This window comes from Janthinobacterium sp. CG_23.3 (assembly GCF_046115965.1).
Lineage (GTDB): Bacteria > Pseudomonadota > Gammaproteobacteria > Burkholderiales > Burkholderiaceae_D > Janthinobacterium.
In genome coordinates this window covers 1-1,086 of sequence record NZ_JBJXIB010000276.1, presented here as the reverse complement: position 1 = coordinate 1,086, position 1,086 = coordinate 1, and the positions used below count along the sequence as shown (strand labels likewise).

The 1,086-nt window shown below is 50.3% G+C and carries 1 protein-coding gene; it reads left to right on the top strand.

All coding sequences use genetic code 11. The annotated features are described in order from the left end of the window. Positions 1 to 281: 281 nt before the first annotated feature. Positions 282 to 686 carry a hypothetical protein gene (locus ACFDR9_RS27745; RefSeq protein WP_026132989.1) on the top strand — a complete coding sequence of 135 codons (405 nt, stop codon included), beginning with the start codon at positions 282 to 284 and terminating at the stop codon, positions 684 to 686. The last annotated feature ends 400 nt before the right edge of the window (positions 687 to 1,086 follow it).

The window sequence follows — 1,086 nt, the reverse complement described above, 5'->3', positions numbered from 1 at the left end:
GCTACGCAAGCAAGGCCATGGCATGCTTGAGGTTCTGCTCCGGGCCTTCAACGGTAATCCTATCCCGCTTGCCGCATAGCGGCTGAACAGTCACCCTGCATGTTACATGAATGTTACTTACATCAATGGAATTAACTCTATATAACTACAAGCGAGTGCATGAGAACTCACCCTCCCTTTCTTTCATCTGAGGCGTAACCGATCTTCGCTGAAAAAGGTATTGCACTTGCAGTGTTAAAACCTCTGGTTTTTCTTAAAACTTCACGTAATGAAAGTAAATCATGACTACAATTAATGTGCTGGTAGCGGTGAACGTCGGTATGGCAATTTCCACCGGAAACTTGAGTCAATACGTCTTTATGGTGGATACCACCGGATATTCAGGAAACGGTAACGAAGGTGGAAACGAGCTGCTAACCACCTGCACCAATGGTGATACCGTCATCTGGAATGTGGTGTCCATCGATCCGAGCGAAAACGTCGCCATCCTCGGTTTCTCTGGCGCCGCCATTCCAAACATGATCAACCCGGGTCAATATCCACAGTATGCAGGTACGGTGTGGGGTGGGCGTGTCAACAGTGCCGGCTCGGAAATTCAGTACAGCCTGGAGCTGCTGTTGGAGGGCAATGTGCAACAGTCGTTCGATCCATTCCTTACCGCCAATAATGCGCTGAATCTACGCTAAAGCGCTGCCTTGACCTTAGCTGCGATAAGGCGAAACCAGCCCCAACGTCTGGTAATGCCGTTCAGTTAAGGTAGTTTATTAATGACGCGGGTGTCATACCGCTTCGCTGTTGTTTTGACGGCCCGATCGTACTTGCGATTGGGCCGTTGGTCCGCGCGAGCGGTTTAGTATATCGACCCATTCTGGCCATTGCAAATGGAACCAGGCACCCTCGCCGTACACTTGGCTAGTGCTCTTTACTTGCTGGTAATTAGTGTATTAACATGCTCGAAACGGACGATTGCATCATATCGATGATGCTATTCTTTTGTGCGCCCAGCATGGGCGCACTCTTGTGGGTGAAAGTCCCGCCGTGAGCTGACCACAGCGAACGAAGTGAAGCGCAACTGCGGAAGGGCGA